Annotated in this window: 17 protein-coding genes; 10 read left to right on the top strand and 7 right to left on the bottom strand. The window is 65.2% G+C overall.

Annotation, left to right across the window (positions count from 1 at the left end; genetic code table 11):
• Positions 1-197: 197 nt before the first annotated feature.
• On the top strand, positions 198-2,654 hold the full coding sequence (locus AWB76_RS16555) for a family 20 glycosylhydrolase (protein WP_096031312.1): 2,457 nt from the start codon (positions 198-200) through the stop codon (positions 2,652-2,654).
• 63 nt (positions 2,655-2,717) lie between these two features.
• Here the strand turns inward: AWB76_RS16555 and AWB76_RS16550 are convergent, their stop codons facing one another.
• From AWB76_RS16550 to AWB76_RS16530, 5 genes are all read right to left on the bottom strand, one after another.
• Positions 2,718-3,500, bottom strand: a complete 783-nt coding sequence (locus AWB76_RS16550) for a peptidylprolyl isomerase (protein ID WP_061161215.1) — start codon at positions 3,498-3,500, stop codon at positions 2,718-2,720.
• Between the two features lie 81 nt (positions 3,501-3,581).
• Complete coding sequence (locus tag AWB76_RS16545) at positions 3,582-3,896, bottom strand: BolA family protein (RefSeq protein ID WP_061161214.1); 315 nt, start codon at positions 3,894-3,896, stop codon at positions 3,582-3,584.
• Entirely contained in the window at positions 3,893-4,429 is a 537-nt protein-coding gene (locus AWB76_RS16540) for a septation protein A (RefSeq protein ID WP_061161213.1), read from the bottom strand. Before AWB76_RS16540 ends, AWB76_RS16545 begins: the two co-directional genes overlap by 4 nt.
• A gap of 131 nt (positions 4,430-4,560) precedes the next feature.
• Positions 4,561-4,980 carry a peptide-methionine (R)-S-oxide reductase MsrB gene (gene msrB, locus AWB76_RS16535; RefSeq protein WP_061161212.1) on the bottom strand — a complete coding sequence of 140 codons (420 nt, stop codon included), beginning with the start codon at positions 4,978-4,980 and terminating at the stop codon, positions 4,561-4,563.
• A gap of 49 nt (positions 4,981-5,029) precedes the next feature.
• The gene (locus AWB76_RS16530) at positions 5,030-6,622 is read right to left on the bottom strand and encodes a protein adenylyltransferase SelO (protein ID WP_061161211.1); all 1,593 of its coding nucleotides are present in this window, start codon (positions 6,620-6,622) and stop codon (positions 5,030-5,032) included.
• A 106-nt stretch (positions 6,623-6,728) separates the two neighbouring features.
• On the opposite strand from AWB76_RS16530, the gene AWB76_RS16525 reads away from it, so the two are divergent.
• The 9 genes from AWB76_RS16525 (at position 6,729) to AWB76_RS16485 (ending at position 16,216) form a co-directional block, all read left to right on the top strand.
• The gene (locus AWB76_RS16525; protein WP_061161210.1) at positions 6,729-8,402 is read left to right on the top strand and encodes a 3-(methylthio)propionyl-CoA ligase; all 1,674 of its coding nucleotides are present in this window, start codon (positions 6,729-6,731) and stop codon (positions 8,400-8,402) included.
• 176 nt (positions 8,403-8,578) lie between these two features.
• A complete protein-coding gene (locus AWB76_RS16520; protein WP_061161209.1) occupies positions 8,579-10,663 on the top strand; it encodes a 3-hydroxyacyl-CoA dehydrogenase NAD-binding domain-containing protein in 2,085 nt (694 codons plus the stop codon).
• Positions 10,656-11,297, top strand: a complete 642-nt coding sequence (pncA, locus tag AWB76_RS16515; RefSeq protein WP_061161208.1) for a bifunctional nicotinamidase/pyrazinamidase — start codon at positions 10,656-10,658, stop codon at positions 11,295-11,297. The genes AWB76_RS16520 and pncA overlap by 8 nt, the downstream gene beginning before the upstream one ends.
• Positions 11,294-12,472, top strand: coding sequence for an acetyl-CoA C-acyltransferase (locus AWB76_RS16510; RefSeq protein WP_061161207.1), 1,179 nt, complete (start codon positions 11,294-11,296; stop codon positions 12,470-12,472). Before pncA ends, AWB76_RS16510 begins: the two co-directional genes overlap by 4 nt.
• Positions 12,473-12,533: 61 nt before the next feature.
• Positions 12,534-12,836, top strand: coding sequence for a Dabb family protein (locus tag AWB76_RS16505; protein ID WP_061161325.1), 303 nt, complete (start codon positions 12,534-12,536; stop codon positions 12,834-12,836).
• Positions 12,837-12,841: 5 nt separating this feature from the next.
• On the top strand, positions 12,842-13,321 hold the full coding sequence (locus AWB76_RS16500) for a PaaI family thioesterase (protein WP_061161326.1): 480 nt from the start codon (positions 12,842-12,844) through the stop codon (positions 13,319-13,321).
• Between the two features lie 26 nt (positions 13,322-13,347).
• Positions 13,348-14,352 (top strand): NADP-dependent oxidoreductase, encoded by a 1,005-nt coding sequence (locus tag AWB76_RS16495; protein ID WP_061161206.1) that lies wholly within the window; start codon positions 13,348-13,350, stop codon positions 14,350-14,352.
• Complete coding sequence (locus AWB76_RS16490; protein ID WP_061161205.1) at positions 14,352-15,212, top strand: SDR family oxidoreductase; 861 nt, start codon at positions 14,352-14,354, stop codon at positions 15,210-15,212. Before AWB76_RS16495 ends, AWB76_RS16490 begins: the two co-directional genes overlap by 1 nt.
• Before the next feature lie 50 nt (positions 15,213-15,262).
• Positions 15,263-16,216, top strand: a complete 954-nt coding sequence (locus AWB76_RS16485) for an alpha/beta hydrolase (protein WP_061161324.1) — start codon at positions 15,263-15,265, stop codon at positions 16,214-16,216.
• Between the two features lie 6 nt (positions 16,217-16,222).
• Here the strand turns inward: AWB76_RS16485 and AWB76_RS16480 are convergent, their stop codons facing one another.
• Both AWB76_RS16480 and ygfZ read right to left on the bottom strand, forming a co-directional pair.
• Positions 16,223-17,044, bottom strand: coding sequence for an NRDE family protein (locus AWB76_RS16480; RefSeq protein ID WP_061161204.1), 822 nt, complete (start codon positions 17,042-17,044; stop codon positions 16,223-16,225).
• Between the two features lie 12 nt (positions 17,045-17,056).
• Positions 17,057-18,043 carry a CAF17-like 4Fe-4S cluster assembly/insertion protein YgfZ gene (gene ygfZ, locus AWB76_RS16475; RefSeq protein WP_061161203.1) on the bottom strand — a complete coding sequence of 329 codons (987 nt, stop codon included), beginning with the start codon at positions 18,041-18,043 and terminating at the stop codon, positions 17,057-17,059.
• Positions 18,044-18,087 lie beyond the last annotated feature (44 nt).

The raw sequence follows: 18,087 nt of genomic DNA, 5'->3' as shown, positions 1-18,087 counted from the left end.
CACCCCGAAGCTGAACCTTCGGGGTGTTTTGTTTTGCACGCGCGATGCAACGCTGCCTTTCGGCACTTTTCTCAAAATAATCGGGCGGTAAGTTGCGGGTATAGTGCATCGACGCGTCGTCGTGAGGCGCGGGCGATAAGGAGGGAGAAGTGAGGCGTTTTCATTCAAAACAATTAGGCATGCGAAGCTTTTTGACAATGGCGGTTCTCGCGACATCGTGTCTCGTCACCGCGTGCGGCGACAGCTCGGACTCGGGCCCGGCCAACCTGTCGCCCGCGGCGCGCGCGGCGGCGCTCGGCGAGAACCTGACGGTGCGCGTCGAAGTCGACACCAACGACGCCGCGAAGTCCGGCACGCATTGCGCCGATCTCGGCGCGGACTGGGCCAGTTGTGCGCGCGGCAAACTGATTCTCGAAAACGCCGGCAGCCGCAGTCTCGCGGCGGGCGGCTGGACACTGTATGTGCACAGCATCCGGCGCATCCTGATGGTCGATCATCCCGCGTTCGCGTGGAAGCACATCACGGGCGATCTCTACGCGCTCACGCCGCGCGCGGGCGCTTTCACGCTGGGCGCGGGCGAGCGCCTCGAGGTGCCGTTCGTCGGCGAGTACTGGTATCAGCGCTATAGCGACCTGTTGCCGCGCGCGTATGTCGTGGCGGACGGCAACGCGACGCCCGCCATTCTCAAGCACAACGATACCGACGACGAAACGCAATACGTCGATCGCATTCCGCCGGGCGCGGACGACGCGGCGGCATTCGCCGCAACCCCCGCTCAGGTGCAGCGCGCACGCGCCGAAGCCGCGCTGCCTTCGGTGCAGCAGACGGCCGCGCGCGCGGTGCCCGCCGTGTTGCGTTCGGCGTCCGGGCAGGGCGCGGCGCAAGTCGGCGGCCTGGATTTATCGATGTCGGGGCTGGCGTCGTCGCACATCGCGGCGCTCACGTCGCGCGCGGCTGCGCTCGGACTGAACGGCGCGGCTGTGCGCGTGACCGGGCAGATCGGGGGCGGCGCATTGCCGGCCGATATCGCGCGCTCGGGCGGTTATCGGCTGACGATCGCGCAGGGCGGCGTGAACATCGATGCTTTCGATGCCGCCGGGCTGTTCTACGGCGTGCAGACCTTGCTGTCGCTCACGCCCGCGGGCGGCGGCAGCGTGCCCGCGATGACCATCGAAGACGCGCCGCGCTACACGCATCGCGGCATGCACGTCGATGTCGCGCGCAACTTCCGTCAGCCCGCCACGCTGCGGCGTCTCATCGACCAGATGGGCGCGTACAAGCTCAACCGGCTGCATCTGCATCTGTCGGACGACGAAGGCTGGCGCATCGAAATTCCCGGCCTGCCGGAGCTGACCGAGATCGGCGCGAAGCGTTGCCACGATCTCACCGAAACGCGCTGTCTGTTGCCGCAGCTCGCGTCGGGGCCGGACAATCGCTCGGGCGGCGGCTATCTGAGCCGCGCCGACTATGTCGCGCTCGTGCGTTACGCGGCGGATCGCTTCGTCGAGATCATTCCGGAGATCGACATGCCCGGGCACGCGCGCGCCGCGGTCGTGTCGATGGAAGCGCGCTACCGGCGTCTGTCGGCGCAGGGCAACACGTCGGGCGCGAGCGCCTACCGTCTGCTCGATCCCGCCGATACGTCGAACACGACGACCGTCCAGTTCTACGATCGCCGCAGCTTCATCAATCCATGCTCGGCGGGCGCACAGCGTTTCGCGTCGAAGGTGATCGGCGAAATCGCGGCGATGCATCGCCAGGCCGGCGCGCCGCTCTCCGTGTGGCACTTCGGCGGCGACGAGGCGAAGAACATCCTGCTCGGCTCGGGTTTCCAGCCGCTCGACGGCACCGATCCCGGCAAGGGCCACGTGAACCTCGCGTTGCAGGACAAGCCGTGGGGACGCTCGCCGCTGTGCGCCGCATTGATCAGATCGGGCAAGGTGGCGTCCGTCGACGAATTGCCGTCGATGTTCGCGCGCGAGGTGAGTCAGATCGTGAACGCGAATGGCATCGGCACGATGGCTGCGTGGCAGGACGGCATCAAGCACGCGAGCGGCCCGCAGGACTTCGCGACGTCGAGCGTCATGGTGACGATGTGGGACACGATCTTCTGGGGCGCGGCCGACACCGTGCAGACGCTTGGCAGCCAGGGCTACAAGACGGTGCTCGCGTTGCCGGACTATTTGTACTTCGATTTCCCCTATGCGTTCGATCAGCATGAGCGCGGCTATTACTGGGGATCGCACGCCACGGACAGCTTCAAGACGTTCTCGCTCGCGCCGGACAATCTGCCGCAAAACGCGGAGATCATGGCCGATCGCGACGGCAAACCGTTCGAAGTGGTGAGCACGGGGCCGGCGCCGCATATCGAAGGGATTCAGGGGCAAGCCTGGGCCGAAGTGATGCGCACGGATCAGCAGTTCGAATACATGGCGTATCCGCGACTGCTTGCGCTTGCTGAACGCGCATGGCATCGGGCGGCTTGGGAGCGGCCGTATGTGCAGGGCGAACGCTACAAGCTCGGCGATACCGACAAGGTCGACAAAGCCGCGCTCGCGGCGGACTGGGCGGGCTTCATGAGCGTGGTTCAGAACCGCGAATTGCCGAAGCTGACGCGCGCGGGCGCGGTGGTGAGGACGAAGCTCGGCGGTTGAGGGCGCATGAAACGACAAAGCCGCCCGAAGGCGGCTTTGTCGTGGATGACCCAGCAAGCGCGCTTACTTGACCACCGCCTTGTTGCGCAGACCTTCTTCGAACGCCTGCAGCTTTTCCTGCTGGATCTGCTGGGCGATTTGCGCCTTCACCTGATCGAGCGGCGGCGGCGCGACTTCGCGCGAATCGTCCAGACGGATGATGTGCCAGCCGAACTGCGTCTTCACCGGCTCGGGCGTCACTTCACCCTTCTTCAGCTTTTCCGCGGCGGCGCCGAATTCGGGCACGTAAGCCGAAGGCGACGACCAGTCCAGATCGCCACCGTTCTTGCCCGATCCCGGATCCTTCGAATATTGCTTGGCGAGGTCTTCGAAGCTCGCGCCGCCCTTGATCTTCGCGATCAGCTCCTTCGCCTGCGCTTCGTCCGCAACGAGAATGTGATGCAGATGCAGTTCCTTGCCGCCGCCGTTCTGCTTGACCAGCTGGTCATAGCGCGCCTTGATCTCGGCGTCGGTCGGCGTGTTCTTCTTCACGAAATCTTCGATCAGCGCACGCAGCACCACGGTCTGCTGAGCGACGGCGATCTGCGCCTTCACGTCGGGGCGCGTCGCGATGCCTTCGCGTGCGGCTTCCTGCATCAGGATTTCGCGGTTGATGAGTTCCTCGCGCACCGCTTGCTGAAGCTGCGGCGAATCCTGCTGACCCTGCGCGACGAGTTGCTTCACGAGCGCATCGGCGCGCGACGTGGGAATCGGCGTGCCGTTGACGACGGCGATGTTTTGCGCAAACGCGGGAGCCGCCGCGAATGCAGCCAGCAACACCCAGACGCGGGTTTTTTTCAAAGTCATCGGAGGTTCCTAACTGAGCAAACAGACGCCCTCAAAGGCGAGATTTAATAGGCAAGGCTGATGGTTGAACCGCGTGCGAGTTTATTCGAATTGTTCTGCGAACTCTTGCGGCGTGTAAGCCCGGATCGCGAGCGCGTGCACGCCGCGCCGCATTTCCTCGGCCAGCGCATCATACACCAGTCGATGCCGCGCCACGCGCGCCTTGCCCGCGAAGCATTCCGCGACGATCGTCACGGTGTAATGACTGCCGGCGGCCGCACCGGCATGGCCGGCGTGCGCGGCGCTGTCGTCGTCGATATGCACGGACTGCGGTTGCAACGTCGCGTTCAGACGCGCTTCGAGATGCGCGATCTTGTCCGCCGCCGACGCGCTCATGAAATCGAACGATGCGCTCATTGCTCATCCTCCTTCATGTATTTCGCGAGCCAGAAACTCTGCGCGACGATGAACACGACGAGACACCCCGTCGCGCCGAAGAGCTTGAAGTTCACCCACTGATCCGTCGTGAAGTGATACGCGACGAAAAGATTCACGATGCCGAGCAGCGCGAAGAACACCGCCCACGCGACATTCAACTGCCCCCACACCCGATGCGGCAGCACGATCTGCTTGCCCATCATCGCTTCGATGAGGTTCTTCCTGAAGCCGATCTGCGCGACGATCAGCGCGAACGCGAACAGCCAGTAGAGCGCGGTCGGCTTCCATTTGATGAAGGTGTCGTTGTGCAGCACGAGCGTCGCACCGCCGAACACGACGACCACGCCGAGACTCACCCACAGCATCGGATCGACCTTGCGATGCCGGAACGCGACCCAGGCGATCTGCACGAGCGTCGCGGCGATCGCGACGGCTGTCGCGGTGTAAATGCCCCAGACCTTGAATGCGACGAAAAAGAGAATGATCGGAAACAGATCGAACAGGAATTTCATTGGCGTCCGGACGTGATGGGCATCGGAGGGATGCGAGGTGCGCGAGGCGAAAACGCCCGCTCGGGTCGTGCAGAGCGGGCGTCGGTACGGCGGGAAACACGGGCGCCCCAAGCGCCCCAGCCGGCTCGCGCTTACTTGGGTTCGAATTGTAGCGCAGCGGAGTTGATGCAATACCGCAGGCCGGTCGGCGCGGGGCCGTCCTCGAAAACGTGGCCGAGATGCGCGCCGCAGTTCTTGCACACGACTTCGATACGCAGCATGCCGTGCGAGCGGTCGGTCTTTTCCTGGATCACTTCGCCGTTGATCGGCTTGAAGTAGCTGGGCCAGCCGCAACCGGCGTCGAACTTCGTGTCCGATTCGAACAGCGGCGTGCCGCAGCATACGCAGTCATAGACGCCGCGTTCCTTGTGATCCCAGTATTTGCCGGTGAACGGGCGCTCGGTCGCGGCGTGGCGCGTGACCTGATACTGCATGTCGTCGAGTTCGCTGCGATACGTGGCGTCGTCCTTTTGCAGCGGATGGCTCGCCGGGGTGTCGTCGTCGTGGCTCATGTGTCGTTCCTTTGATCTGGCCGGGAAGGCCTTGTATATGAGGGCGATGCTACGAAGAACAACTGACTTCGAGATCGCTCGCCCAGTCGGGCGGCAAGCCGGCATAGGCCTCGTTCTCGGGCTGTTCGTCATACGGATGGCGCAGCACGTCCAGCAGGCGCGCCACTTCGGAAAAGTCCTTTTCGGCCGCGCGCCGGATGGCGTTTTCCGCCAGATGATTGCGCAGCACGTATTTCGGGTTCACGCGATTCATCGCCGTGGCGCGCGCGGCGTCGTCGCGCGGCTCGTGCGCGAGGCGTTCGCGATATTGCGCGGCCCACGCATCGAACGCGGCGCGATCGAGGAACAGATCGCGCACGGGCGCGTCGCAGCTTGCGTCGGACTTCGAGAGCTTCGACAGGTTCCGGAACGTCAGCGTAAAGTCCGCGCGATTCGCATGCATGATTTCGAAGAGACCGTTGGCGAGCTTGTCGTCGCCTTCGTGCTCGATTTCCAGGCCGAGCTTCGCGCGCATCTTCGCGACGAGCGCCGGCCCGAAACGCGCCTTGTAGCGCTCCATCACCTTTTGCGCTTCTTCGACCACACGCTCGGCGCGGCCTTCCTCGGGCAGATTCGCGCCGAAGAGCGGCACAAGCGCCTGCGCGAGACAGAAGAGGTTCCAGTACGCGACCTGCGGCTGGCGTCCATACGAATAGCGCCCTTGCGTATCCGAGTGATTGCAGACGTGATGCGCGTTGAACGCGTCCATGAAACCGAATGGACCGTAATCGATCGTGAGACCGAGAATCGACATGTTGTCCGTGTTCATCACGCCGTGGCAGAAACCGACGCCTTGCCACTGCGCCATCAGATCGGCGGTGGAACGCACGGCTTCGTCGAGGAGCGCGAGATAGGGATCGCCGGCGTCGCGGCAATGCGGATAGAACCGGTCGATGACGTGATCGGCGAGCATCTTCAGCTCGTCGATGCGATCGTTCGAATAGAAATGCTCGAAGTGGCCGAAGCGCACGAAGCTCGGCGACACGCGCGTGACGATCGCCGCGGTCTCGATGGTCTCGCGCCGCACCGGCAGATCCGAGCCGATGACGGCGAGCGCGCGCGTCGTCGGGATGCCGAGATGGTGCATCGCTTCCGAGCACAGGAACTCGCGGATCGACGAGCGCAGCACCGCGCGGCCGTCGCCCATGCGCGAATAGGGCGTGCGGCCCGCGCCTTTGAGTTGCACTTCGAGACGTGCGCCGTCGTGTTCGACTTCGCCGAGCGTGAGCGCGCGGCCATCGCCCAACTGGCCCGCCCAGACGCCGAACTGGTGGCCCGAATACACGGCGGCGTAGGGCAGGGCATCGGCGGGCAAGTCACGCGTCGGGTTGCCCGCGAACCACGCGGCGAAGGCGTCCTTTTCAGGGCCGGTCGCGACTTGCGCATCGAATCCGAGCGATTCGGCCATCTCGCGCGAGATGCCGACCAGATAAGGATCGGGCACCGGCGCGGCGGGCAGACGCGTCAGGAAAGCGGTGCCGAGCGCGGCGAACGAGCCCGGCTCGCCGATCCGGATCGCGCTGGCGATTTCGCTCATGGAACGCGCGTCGGCGGGCGTCTCGTCGTGCGCCGCGCGCACGGCATTGCTTGGGGAAAACGACATATTGAGCGCCTCTGAGTTAAACGATATTGTAATTCCGCGCCTGCGGGCCTGCAGGAGCGCGCTCCGGCCATCCGACCAGCATTCGACTCATTCGAGGACTTTGCCTATGACGTCGTCGCCGCTTCACAGTCATCTCCTCGGCCAGATGATGGAGATACCGCTGCTTGCGTCGTCGCTGCTGTCCCATGCCTCACGCCACTTCGGCGACAACGAGATCGTGTCGCGCCGCATCGAAGGCGACATCCATCGCTATACCTATCGCGATTGCGAAAAGCGCGCGAAGCAGCTCGCGCAGGCGCTCGCCGCGCTCGGCGTCGAGCAGGGCGAGCGCATCGGCACGCTTGCATGGAACGGCTACAGACATCTCGAATCCTATTACGGCATCAGTGGCATGGGCGCCGTGTGCCACACGATCAACCCGCGTCTTTTTCCCGATCAGATCGCGTTCATCATCGATCACGCGGACGATTCGTATGTCTGCTTCGACATGACCTTCGGCCCGCTCGTCGAGCTGATCGCGCCGCAGTGCCCGAACGTGAAAGGCTGGATCGCGCTCGGGGATGCCGCGTGCATCGCCGAACATCTGTCGAACATGAGCGTGCCGGTGATGAGCTATGAGAGCCTTATCGGCGAGCAGGACGGCGATTACGAATGGCCGATGCTCGACGAGCGCCAGGCATCGTTTCTCTGCTACACGTCGGGCACGACGGGCAATCCAAAGGGCGCGCTGTACTCGCATCGATCGACGGTGCTGCACGCGTACGCCGCGGCGTTGCCCGATGCGATGGGCGCATCATCGAGCGATGCGATCCTCCCGGTCGTGCCGATGTTCCATGTCAACGCGTGGGGCATTCCGCACGCGGGGCCGCTCGTCGGGGCGAAGCTCGTGTTTCCCGGCAAGGATCTCGACGGCAAGTCGCTCTATGAATTGATGGAAGCCGAAGGCGTCACGTATTCGGCCGGCGTGCCGACCGTCTGGATGAGCCTGCTCACCTACATGAAGCAGCAGAACGTGCGGTTTTCGACCTTGAAGCGCACGGTGATCGGCGGTTCGGCGTGCCCGCCCGCGATGCTGCGCATCTTCGAGGAGGAGTACGGCGTGCAGGTGATCCACGCGTGGGGCATGACGGAGATGTCGCCGCTCGGCACCCTGTCGCGCCTGAGCTTCAAGCAGAAGCAGCGTCCGCTCGACGAGCAGCGCCGCTCGCTCGAGAAGCAGGGCCACGCGCTCTTCGGCGTCGACATGAAAGTGGTCGGCGACGACGGCCGCGAGCTGCCGTGGGACGGCAGGTCCTTCGGCGATCTCTACGTGCGCGGGCCGTGGGTCATCGACCGGTATTTTCGACGGGACGATTCGCCGCTTGTCGACGGCTGGTTCCCGACGGGCGATGTCGCGACCATCGATCAGGACGGCTTCATGCAGATCACCGATCGCAGCAAGGACGTGATCAAGTCCGGAGGCGAATGGATCAGCTCGATCGACCTGGAAAACATCGCGGTGTCGCATCCGCAGGTGGCGGAAGCGGCGTGCATCGCGTGCGCGCATCCGAAGTGGACGGAACGGCCGTTGATCGTCGCGGTGCTCAAGCCGGGCGCGACCATCACGCGCGAGGAACTGCTCGCGCATTTCGAGGGCAAGGTCGCGAAGTGGTGGATTCCGGACGATGTCGTGTTCGCCGCGGAATTGCCGCACACCGCGACGGGCAAACTGCAAAAGGTGCGCCTGCGCGAGCAGTTTCGCGATTACGTGCTGCCCAACGCGACCGAGCAATCCGTTTAAGCGCGCTTTTTCGCTTCACCAACGCCCCGGTTCGCTCTCGCGCGCAGCCGGGGTTTTTCTATTCCCATCATTCAGGCATGCGCGATCTCTTCATTTGAACGATCGTGCTTTTTTGTGTATTCTGCCTCGATCGCCCACAATCGATCCGGTATATCCGGTCGACAGGAGACTCCTTCATGGCAGTGGACTACACGATCCGCGGCGGCGTCGCCGTCATCACGCTCGACAATCCGCCGGTCAACGGGCTGGGGCATTCGACCCGTCTTGGCATCGTCGAGGGCATCGAGCGCGCGAACGAGGATGGCGACGTGCGCGCCATCGTCATCATCGGCGCGGGCAAGGCCTTTTCGGGCGGCGCGGACATCACGGAATTCAACACGCCGAAAGCCACGCAGGAACCGACGCTCATGACCGTAATCGCGACGCTCGAAGCGAGCGCGAAGCCCGTGGTCGCGGCGATTCACGCAGTCGCGATGGGCGGCGGTCTCGAACTCGCGCTCGGCGCGCATTACCGCATCGCCGCGCCCGGCGCGCAGATCGCGCTGCCGGAAGTGAAGCTCGGGCTTTTGCCCGGCGCGGGCGGCACGCAGCGCCTGCCGCGCGTGGTCGGGCTGGAAACGGCGTTGAACATGATCGTGTCGGGTACGCCGGTGCTGTCGGAAACGCTCGCGCAAACGGCGCTTTTCGATGAACTCGCCGACGGCGATCTGCTGGAGCACGCGTTGTCCTTCGCAAGCAACGTCGCCGAGCGCGGCTGTCCGCATCCGAAAGCCCGCGATCGCAAGATCGAACATCCGAACGCGGAAGGCTTCATCCAGTTTGCGCGCAATGGCGTCGCGGCAGTCGCGAAGCATTTTCCGGCGCCGCACAAGTGCATCGACGCAGTCGAAAAAGGCGTGAAGGAAGGTTTCGGGCGGGGCCTCGCCGTCGAGCGGGAATGCTTTCTCGCGCTGGTGCAGACGCCCGAGAGCCGCGCGCTGCGGCATGCGTTTTTCGGCGAGCGCGCGGCGGCCAAGATCGCCGATGTGCCGTCGAACACGCCGGTCAGAAAGATTGAGCGCATCGGCGTGATCGGCGCGGGCACGATGGGCGGCGGCATCGCCATGAACTTCCTCAACGCGGGGCTGCCCGTCGTGCTGCTGGAAACGAAGCAGGATGCGCTCGATCGCGGCCTCGCGACGATCCGGCGCAACTACGAAGCGCAAGTGAAGAAGGGCAAGCTCACGCAGGAGAAAGTCGAGGCGCGCATGGCGCTCATTGCGCCGACGCTTTCCTGGGGCGATCTGGCGCAGGCCGATCTGATCGTCGAAGCGGTGTTCGAAGAACTGAGCGTGAAGGAGCAGGTGTTCCGCCAGCTCGATGAAATCGCGAAGCCCGGCGCGATCCTCGCATCGAATACATCGACGTTGAATCTCGACACGATCGCCTCGTTCACGAAACGTCCCGGCGACGTGATCGGCATGCACTTCTTCAGCCCCGCGAACGTGATGAAGCTGCTCGAAGTCGTGCGCGGCGCGAAGACCGAAAAGGATGTGCTCGCGACCGTCATGCAACTCGCGAAGAAGATCAGGAAGACGGCGGTGGTGTCGGGCGTGTGCGACGGCTTCATCGGCAACCGGATGATCGAGCAGTACATCCGGCAAGCGCTCTTCATGCTGGAAGAAGGCGCGCTGCCCGCGCAGATCGATCGCGCAATCGAAAAGTTCGGCTTCGCGATGGGACCGTTTCGCATGAGCGATCTCGCCGGCAACGACATCGGCTGGGCGATCAGAAAGCGCCGTTATCAGGAGCAGCCGGAACTGCACTATTCGCGCGTCGCGGATCGGCTGTGCGAGACGGGCCGTTTCGGCCAGAAAACCGGCGCGGGCTGGTACGACTATCAGCCGGGCAAGCGCGACGCGCTGCCATCGAGCGTGGTCGACGACATGATCGTCGCGTATTCGAAGGAACGCGGCATCGAGCGGCGCAAGATCGGCGATGACGAGATCGTCGAGCGGCTCGTGCTCTCGCTCGTGAACGAAGGCGCGAAGATTCTCGAGGAAGGCATCGCCGGGAAGGCATCGGACATCGACATGGTCTATCTGACGGGCTACGGCTTTCCGCTCTGGCGCGGCGGCCCGATGCTGTATGCGGACACCATCGGTCTCTACAACGTCGAGCGCGCGATGCGCAAGTACGCGAAGCAGGCCAACGGCGAAGCGTGGCGGCCGGCCGCGCGCGTGACTGTGCTCGCGCAATCGAATGGACGCTTCAATGGCTGAGATCAAACCCGTCGAAGATGTCTTGCTCGCCGTGGACGTGCAGTACGACTTCATGCCGGGCGGCGCACTCGCCGTCGCGCGCGGCGATGAAGTCGTGCCGGTGATCAACCGGCTCGCGCGCGCGTTTTCGCATGTCGTGCTGACGCAGGACTGGCATCCGCGCGCGCATGTCTCGTTCGCAGCGAATCACGCGGGCCGTCAGCCGTTCGAGACGATGACGCTGCCGTATGGCGAGCAGGTGCTGTGGCCGGTGCACTGCGTGCAGGACACGCACGGCGCGGCGCTGCATCGCGATCTGCATGTGCCGCACGCGCGGCTCGTGATCCGCAAGGGGCATCACGAGCACGTCGACAGTTATTCGGCGTTTCTCGAGGCGGATCGCGCGACGCCGACCGGTCTCGAAGGCTATCTGCGCAACGTCGGCGCGAAACACGTCTGGATTGCCGGACTCGCGACGGATTACTGCGTCGCGTGGTCCGCGCTCGATGCGCGCGCGGCGGGCTTCGACGTGACCGTGATCGAAGACGCGTGCCGCGCGATCGACCTCGACGGATCGCTGGACAAGGCATGGCGGGAGATGAACGCGGCGGGCATCGCGCGCGTTCGCGCGGACGACATCAAGGAGACAAAATGACCGATGCAGTCATCGTATCGACGGCGCGCACCGCGCTCGCCAAATCCTGGCGCGGCGCGCTCAACATGACGCACGGCGCGACGCTCGGCGGCCACGTGACGAAGGCCGCCGTCGAGCGCGCGGGCATCGATCCGGCGCGCGTCGAGGACGTCATTATGGGCTGCGCGAATCCGGAAGGCGCGACGGGCGCAAATATCGCGCGGCAGATCGCGTTGCGCGCCGGCTTGCCGGTTTCCGTGCCGGGCATGACGGTGAACCGCTTCTGCTCGTCGGGCTTGCAGACGATCGCGCTCGCCGCGCAACGCGTGATCGCGGGCGAGGGCGATGTGTTCGTCGCGGGCGGCGTCGAATCGATCTCGTGCGTGCAGAACGAGATGAACCGCCACATGCTCGCCGAAGGCTGGCTCAAGCAACACAAACCCGAAATCTACTGGTCGATGTTGCAGACCGCCGAGAACGTCGCGAAGCGCTACGAGATTTCGAAGGCGCGTCAGGACGAATACGGCGTGCGTTCGCAGCAGCGCGCGGCGGCGGCGCAGGCGGCGGGCAGATTCGCCGACGAAATCGTGCCGATCACCGTGCTCGCCGGCATCGCCGACCAAGCGACGGGCCGCATGTTCACGAAGGAAGTGACGCTCGCCGCCGACGAAGGCATCCGCGCCGGCACGACGCTCGAAGGCGTGTCGGCTATCCGCACCGCGCTGCCGGGCGGCGTCATCACGGCGGGCAACGCGAGCCAGTTTTCAGATGGCGCGTCGGCATGCGTCGTGATGAACGCGACGCTCGCTGAGAAGGAAGGGCTGACGCCGCTCGGCATCTTCCGCGGCTTCGCCGTCGCAGGCTGCGAGCCGGACGAAATGGGCATCGGTCCGGTGTTCGCGGTGCCGAAGCTTTTGCGGCGCGCGGGGCTGTCCGTCGACGATATCGGTTTGTGGGAACTGAACGAAGCGTTCGCCGTGCAGGTGCTCTATTGCCGCGACACGCTCGGCATCCCCGACGAGCGCCTGAACGTGAACGGCGGCGCGATCGCGGTCGGGCATCCATACGGCGTGTCGGGCGCGCGGCTGACGGGGCACGCGCTCATCGAAGGCAAGCGGCGCGGCGCGAAGTTCGTCGTGGTCACGATGTGCATCGGCGGCGGACAGGGCGCGGCAGGGCTCTTCGAAATCGTGTGAGCATTTGCGGCGCAGCGATTTTTGCTACGCTTCGAGATTCATTCGCAATGAAGGAGTCGCCGTGCTACGTCACATCGTCATGTGGAAGCTGAAGGAAAACGCCGAGGGCGCAAGCCGCGCCGAAAATGCGCAGAAGCTGAAGGCGAAGCTCGAAACCTGCCGGAGCATCGTGAAAGGACAGGGACATTTCGAAGTCGGCACGGCGCAGCCGGGCTTCGACTGCACGTACGACGTCGTGCTCGTCTCCGACTTCGACGACAAGGCCGCGCTCGAAGCGTATCAGGTGCATCCGAAGCACCAGGCGCTGAAGGACTTCGTCGCGGCGATCCGCGAAGCGCGCCAGTGCGTCGACTACGAAGTGTGAACGCGATGTCCTCTTCCGATCACGCCGGCGGCAACGTTTCCATCGAAAGCCCGTTCATCGATGCGCTCGGCGTCGAGCTCGTCAAGGCGCAGGACGGCGAAAGCGAAGTGCGCCTGCCGCTTCGCGACGAGCACATGAACACGTGGGCCATCGCGCACGGCGGCGTCACGATGACCCTGCTCGACGCATCGCTCGCGCTCGCCGCGCGCAGCGTCGCGGGCGATGGCATCGGTGTCGTCACCGTCGAGATGAAGGTCAATTTCATGCAGCCCGGGCGCGGCGAGCTGCGCGGTTACGGCCGTGTGTTGCATCGCTCGACGACGATGGCTTACTGCGAAGGCGAGGTTCGCGACAGCGAAGGCCACTTCGTCGCGAAGGCGCTCGGTACGTTCAAGTACATGAAGCGGCTCGCGGTCGGGCGCGACATCGTCAGGCAGAAAATGCGGTCCGATCCGAAGGCGACGCCAGGACCCAGCGACGCCTGAATCCAGTTCGAGAAGGAGAAACTCCAATGGCAGACGCACAGATCAATCGCCAGATTTTGCTCGTGTCGCGCCCGCAAGGCGAGGCGTCGGTGTCGAATTTCAGGCTTGTTGAAACGCCGCTCGCACCGCTTCAGGACGGCGAAGTGCGCGTGCGCAACCACTATCTGTCGCTCGATCCGTACATGCGCGGCCGCATGGACGACTCGAAGTCGTACGCCGCGCCGCAGCCGCTCGACGAAGTCATGATCGGGGGCACGGTGGGCGTCGTGACCGAATCGCGCAATCCGGCGTTCAAGGCGGGCGATAGCGTCGTCGGAGTGCTCGGCTGGCAGGAATACGGCACGTCCGATGGCAACGGCCTCACCAAGGTCGATGCATCGCGTGTGCCGCTCTCCGCGTATCTCGGCGCGCTCGGCATGCCGGGCGTCACGGCGTGGTACGGACTGAATCGCATCATCGAGCCGAAGGCGGGCGAGACCGTCGTCGTGTCCGCGGCGAGCGGCGCGGTGGGCAGCGTCGTCGGGCAACTGGCGAAGGCGGCGGGATGCCGCGCGGTGGGCATCGCGGGCGGGCCGGACAAGTGCCGCTATGTCGTGGAGACGCTCGGCTTCGATGCGTGCGTCGACTACAAGGCGGGCAAGCTCTACGAAGACCTGAAGGCCGCGACACCCGATGGCATCGACGGCTACTTCGAGAACGTCGGCGGCGAAGTGCTCAATGCCGTGCTCGCGCGCATGAACGCGTTCGGGCGCATCGCGGTGTGCGGCATGATCTCCGGCTACGACGGCAAGCCCTTGCCGATGGACGCGCCCCGGCTCATCCTGACGCAGCGGCTCAAGCTGCAGGGTTTCATCGTCTACGAGCATCTTGATGTCTGGCCGCAGGCGCTGAAGGAACTTGGCGAGCGCATCGCGACGAAGAAGCTGCATTTTCGCGAAAGCATCGCGGAGGGGCTCGAAAATGCGCCCGAAGCGTTTCTCGGCCTCTTGCGCGGCAAGAACTTCGGCAAGCAACTGGTGAAGCTCGTCTGATGGATCGCTTCGAAGGCAAGGTCGCCGTCATCACCGGCGCGGGCAGCGGATTCGGGCGCGAGTTCGCCAGAAAGGGCGCGGCGCTCGGCATGAAGCTCGTGCTCGCCGATCTCGATACCGCCGGACTCGCCGCGACCGTCGAAGCCGTGCGCGCGGCGGGCGGCGACGCGATCGGCGTCACGACGGACGTATCGGATGCCGTTCAGGTGCAGGCGCTCGCGCAAGCATCGCTCGATGAATACGGCGGCGTGCACATGCTCTTCAACAACGCGGGCGTCGGCGCGGGCGGCTTCGTGTGGGAAAACAGCGCGAACGACTGGCAATGGGTTTTCGGCGTGAACGTGATGGGCGTCGCGAACGGCCTGCGCGCGTTCGTGCCGGTCATGCTCGCGCAGAACGAGCCGGCGCATATCGTCAATACGGCGTCGGTGGCGGGCCTGCTCGCCGCGCCCGCGATGGGCGTCTACAACGCATCGAAGCACGCGGTCGTCGCGTTGACCGAGACGCTGCATCACGACTTGCGGCTCGCGGGTGCGTCGAGGATCGGCGTGTCGCTCTTGTGTCCCGCGTTCGTGCCGACGGGCATCGCGGATGCCGAGCGCTCGCGGCCCGGGACGCTCGCCAACGACGCGCCGTACACGGCCTCGCAAAAGCTCGCGGCGCGGCGCCTCACGCGGGCGGTGGAGGGCGGCAAGCTGTCGGCGCGCGACATCGCCGAGCTGACCTTCGATGCGGTGCGCGAAGGGCGCTTCTACGTCGTCACGCATCCGAACATCATGCCTTCGGTGCAACTGCGGCTCGACGATATCGCGCAACTGCGCAACCCGACCGATCCGATGTCGCTGAAGCATCCGCGTTAGCGGCGCGTGCTTCGTGGCATCATCGTGTCCCTTTGACGCTTTTTCCGCCGATGCCGCTCAATCCCAAGATCGCGCAAATTCTGGAGATGGTCGCGCGCGCCAATCGACCGCCGTATCACAAGATCACGGCGCAACAGGCGCGCGCCGCCTACGCGATGAGCGCGCAGATCCTCGATATCGCCCCGTTGCCGATGCACAGCGTCGAAGATCTGCGCATTCCCACGCGCGATGGCGAAACGATCGGCGTGCGCATCTACCATCCGGTCGAGCCGAGCTGGGCCGAGCCTTCGCCCGCGCTCATGTATCTGCATGGCGGCGGCTTCACGGTCGGCAGCGTCGACACGCACGACGCGCTGTGCCGCAAGTTCGCGCACGACGCGGGATGCGCGGTCGTCTCGGTGGATTACCGGCTCGCGCCGGAGCACAAGTTTCCCGTCGCGGTGAACGATGCCTTCGATGCGCTGCAATGGCTCGCGCGCGAGGCGGGCACGCTCGGCATCGATGCGGCGCGGCTCGCCGTGGGCGGCGACAGCGCGGGCGGCACGCTGGCGATCGTGTGCGCGGTGCTCGCGCGCGATGCGGGCATCGACCTGAAGCTGCAACTGCTGATCTATCCGGGTACGAGCGCGTGGCAGAAGACCGAATCGCATGCGCGTCTCGCGGAAGGCTATCTGCTGTCCGCCGAGACGATTCAATGGCTTTTCGCGCAGTATTTGCGCGACGACCGGGATCGCGACGACTGGCGCTTCGCACCGCTCGATGCGGCGGGCGGCGTGCCGGACTTCAGAGGCGTCGCGCCGGCGTGGATCGCGGCGGCGGATCACGATCCGTTGTACGACGAGGACATCGCGTTTGCCGCGAAGCTCGAAGAGGCGGGCGTGCCTGTCACGCTCGTGCGCTATGAAGGCATGATCCACGAATTCTTCAAGATGGGCGGGCTCGTGCCGGAAGTGGCACAGGCGCATGCGGATGCGGTGAGGGCGTTGCGGGAGGCGTTCGGGTAATTCGCTTCAGCCTTCGATCCCGAACCCAAACGCCCGCTCGAACGCCCCCGGCCTGACGATGCGATGCGAGCCGTCATCGTCGCTGCGTTCCTTGATCTCCAGCGCCAGCCCGCGCGCCGCCGGACTCACGCGCAAGGCCGTCGTGCTGCGCGTGCCGTACTCCGCCGTTTCGATGAACGCAGCCGACAGCACGCGCTCGCGCTCGATCGAAATGCCCGTCGAGGGCAAATGTTCGTCGTTCGCAATGCGCGGATCGCGCAAGGTATCGATGAGCACATCGAGCGACGGGCGTTCATCGGCGTGAATCAGATCGCACAGCGCTTCCCGCTGCGCAACCAGCTTGGGCCACGGCGTATTCAGCAAGCTGTTCGACAAGCCGTGCACGCCCGCATCGAGCAAGGCGGGCGGCGCATTGGCGCGATTGCCGTACCAGCCGAGCTCGCGCCGCGTGAAGTCGCCGCACAGCAGATTGAACCCGTTATACCGATGACCTTCCCGCGCCACGCCGCGCAGATAGTCGAGCGGCGCCACACGCTCGCCGGCGAGAAACGCGCTCACGAGCGTGCCGCGCGTCGGCGCATTCGGCTGCATGTCGCTCGGCGCGCGATAGTTGGTCAATGCCGCAAACCGCCCGTCGCGCGACACGCCGAGCCAGGTGCCGCCGCCCGTCAGATCGCGGCCGGCGAGCACGCCTGGCGCGTCGTGCCACCAGTGCATCGGATCGGCGTCGCGGCGAAAGAATTCATCGCGATTGGCCGAAAGCGTCAGCAACGCGCGGCCGTTGTCCCGCGAAGCCGTGGGCTGCCAGTCGAAGACGATCAGACACATGCGCGCGCGACCTCAGGCGTCGGCGGGAAACGCGTACGGCAGCGGCACGAAGGTGAGCGCGGGGCCATCGGCGGAACCGGCGTGCACCGAACCGCTTTCGAGCGCGGCGAGCTTGATCTCGACGAGACAGTCGACGCCGCCGTTCTCGCCGGGCGCCACGTTGATGACGAGGCCGCACGGCTGGCCAGGGTCATCGGAATGAAAAAGCTCGGCGCCGGGCGTCGCATGGTCGACGTGCGCGAGCGCCGTGCGCCGCTTGATCGTGCCGCGATACTGGCTGCGCGCGACGATCTCCTGTCCCGGATAGCAGCCCTTTTTGAAGTTCACCGCGCCCAGCACGTCGAAGTTCACCATTTGCGGGACGAACTGCTCGACCGTCGCGTGCGTGATGCGCGGCTCGCCGGCGTGAATGTCGAGCCAGTCCCACATCTGTTCGGGCACGCGCGTCAGTTTTCCGTCGAGCTTCGCGAGCTGCGCCTCGACATCGGCCTTCGGTCCGACCCACAGAAAGCGCGGACGATGGGCCGCGTCCGGCACACGGATCAGCGAACCGTGCGGGCCTTCGACCTTCACGTGCACGCCGTCGGGCAACGCATCGAAAATGCCGGAGAGCGCCGCGCGCACGTCGCCCGCAAAGCCGACCGCGGCCACTTCGGACGTCGCGTCGGTGAGCTTCGCCTTCGCGCGCAGCACGAACATCGACAGGCGTTTCTGCACGGCGGCCTGCACGTCGTGAGCGATCAGAAGGCGCACCGCATCGGCCGTGCGCCACATCAGGAACGAGCCGAGGAGGCGGCCTTTCGGCGAGCAGTAGCCCGCGAGACGAGCGGTCGACGCATCGAGATGCTGGACGTCGTTCGTGATCTGGGTGTGCAGGAAGGAGGCGGCGTCCTCGCCCCGGACGTCGATCACGCCGAACTGGGTGAGCGGCATGTACGCGCCGGCGGTCTTGACGGAAGCGAAGTCTGAAGCAGCGAGAGCGATGGTCTGGGAATTCATGAGTCGGCGGGCTGTCAATCCTATCGTTTGGGCGCAGGCCCGGG

Origin of the sequence: Caballeronia temeraria, from assembly GCF_001544795.2 — a bacterium.
Classification (GTDB): domain Bacteria; phylum Pseudomonadota; class Gammaproteobacteria; order Burkholderiales; family Burkholderiaceae; genus Caballeronia; species Caballeronia temeraria.
The sequence above is the reverse complement of the archived record's forward strand: the minus strand, read 5'-3'. Positions and strand labels throughout refer to the sequence as shown.

Bases quoted from the DNA above. Each gene is read 5' to 3' on its own strand.
- AWB76_RS16555 (WP_096031312.1), top strand. From the start codon at position 198: ATGGCGGTTCTCGCGACATCGTGTCTCGTCACCGCGTGCGGCGACAGC.
- AWB76_RS16550 (WP_061161215.1), bottom strand. From the start codon at position 3,500: ATGACTTTGAAAAAAACCCGCGTCTGGGTGTTGCTGGCTGCATTCGCG.
- AWB76_RS16545 (WP_061161214.1), bottom strand. From the start codon at position 3,896: ATGAGCGCATCGTTCGATTTCATGAGCGCGTCGGCGGCGGACAAGATC.
- AWB76_RS16540 (WP_061161213.1), bottom strand. From the start codon at position 4,429: ATGAAATTCCTGTTCGATCTGTTTCCGATCATTCTCTTTTTCGTCGCA.
- msrB (WP_061161212.1), bottom strand. From the start codon at position 4,980: ATGAGCCACGACGACGACACCCCGGCGAGCCATCCGCTGCAAAAGGAC.
- AWB76_RS16530 (WP_061161211.1), bottom strand. From the start codon at position 6,622: ATGTCGTTTTCCCCAAGCAATGCCGTGCGCGCGGCGCACGACGAGACG.
- AWB76_RS16525 (WP_061161210.1), top strand. From the start codon at position 6,729: ATGACGTCGTCGCCGCTTCACAGTCATCTCCTCGGCCAGATGATGGAG.
- AWB76_RS16520 (WP_061161209.1), top strand. From the start codon at position 8,579: ATGGCAGTGGACTACACGATCCGCGGCGGCGTCGCCGTCATCACGCTC.
- pncA (WP_061161208.1), top strand. From the start codon at position 10,656: ATGGCTGAGATCAAACCCGTCGAAGATGTCTTGCTCGCCGTGGACGTG.
- AWB76_RS16510 (WP_061161207.1), top strand. From the start codon at position 11,294: ATGACCGATGCAGTCATCGTATCGACGGCGCGCACCGCGCTCGCCAAA.
- AWB76_RS16500 (WP_061161326.1), top strand. From the start codon at position 12,842: ATGTCCTCTTCCGATCACGCCGGCGGCAACGTTTCCATCGAAAGCCCG.
- AWB76_RS16495 (WP_061161206.1), top strand. From the start codon at position 13,348: ATGGCAGACGCACAGATCAATCGCCAGATTTTGCTCGTGTCGCGCCCG.
- AWB76_RS16490 (WP_061161205.1), top strand. From the start codon at position 14,352: ATGGATCGCTTCGAAGGCAAGGTCGCCGTCATCACCGGCGCGGGCAGC.
- AWB76_RS16485 (WP_061161324.1), top strand. From the start codon at position 15,263: ATGCCGCTCAATCCCAAGATCGCGCAAATTCTGGAGATGGTCGCGCGC.
- AWB76_RS16480 (WP_061161204.1), bottom strand. From the start codon at position 17,044: ATGTGTCTGATCGTCTTCGACTGGCAGCCCACGGCTTCGCGGGACAAC.
- ygfZ (WP_061161203.1), bottom strand. From the start codon at position 18,043: ATGAATTCCCAGACCATCGCTCTCGCTGCTTCAGACTTCGCTTCCGTC.